Source organism: Actinomycetospora sp. 2LY8.5 (genome assembly GCF_057180585.1).
This window is the reverse complement of the sequence record NZ_JBXUHE010000111.1, coordinates 1-1,122: the sequence shown is the minus strand read 5'-3', so window position 1 is coordinate 1,122 and position 1,122 is coordinate 1. Positions and strand designations below refer to the sequence as shown.

Annotated in this window: 1 protein-coding gene; it reads right to left on the bottom strand. The window is 72.0% G+C overall.

Translation table 11 applies throughout. The features are described 5' to 3' along the window. Positions 1-4: 4 nt before the first annotated feature. Positions 5-1,122, bottom strand: a 1,118-nt coding sequence (locus AC2A1K_RS35635; RefSeq protein WP_483901077.1) for a nitric oxide synthase oxygenase, incomplete at its 5' end; no start/stop codon positions are given.

Genomic DNA, 1,122 nt, shown 5'->3' with positions numbered 1-1,122 from the left:
CCGGTCAGACCGGGCAGCCGCTCGCGCGTGCCGCGGCCTGGTCGTCGAGGCGGAACATCGGGCCGGTGTCGGTGGGCGCGTCGTAGTACCGGTGGAACACCGGGGTGAGGCCACCGGAGATCGGCGGGACGATCCAGCTCCAGTCCACCGGGCACGGGCGCCCGGCGGCCTCCTCCTTCTCCACGAAGCGCAGGAAACGGCGGGACTCACCGTGATGGTCGGCCAGCGAGACACCGGCCTGGTCGAAGGAGTGCTGCACCGCGGCGGTCAGCTCGATCGCCGCGCGGTCGCGCCACAGCGTGCGGTCGCTGGAGGTGTCGAGACCCATGGCCTCGGCGACCTCGGCGAGCATGTCGTAGCGGTCGGTGTCGGCGAGGTTACGAGCCGCGATCTCGGTGGCCATGTACCAACCGTTGAACGGCGCCGCCGGGTAGGAGATCCCACCGATGTCCAGGCGCATGTTGCTGATCACCGGCAGCGCGTGCCAACGCAGCCCCAGCTCGGCGAACCAGGCGTGGTCGGGATGGGTCAGCGACACCTCGAGCACGGCCTCGGCCGGGATCTCGTGGACCTGCGGGCCCTCCGTGACGTGCTCGCCGCCGCCGCTGACGACCAGCGGCAGCACATCGAAACGCCCCATCGGGCTCGGCGGCATCCAGCCCAGGGTGCGCGCGGTGTCGGTGAAGCCCGCCGTGCGCGGGTCACCGAGCACCCGCCCGCCCGCGCGGTAGCCCGCGTAGCGGATGAGCTGCTCGTTCCAGATCCGCGGCCCGGGACCGGACGGCCCGTCCGGCGCGAAGATCGTGATCGTCGAGCGGATGCGTCCCTTGCGCGTGGCCTCGCGCAGATGCCCGACGCACTCGGCGGCGACCTCGTCCGGCGCGCTCACGTGGCGACGGTCGCGCAGGTGCAGGCTGCGCCAGTAGAGACGCCCGATGCAGCGCGCGGAGCTGCGCCAGGCCACGCGGGCACCGAACTCCAGCTCCGCGCCGGTATGAACATAGGTACCGGTACGCGCGATCTCCTCACACACCGCAGCCACCCGCGGCTCGACCGGCCCCGCCTCCGGGTTCTCAGCGTGAAACAGCCGAACGAACTCCTCGGCCTCCCCCGGATCGACAC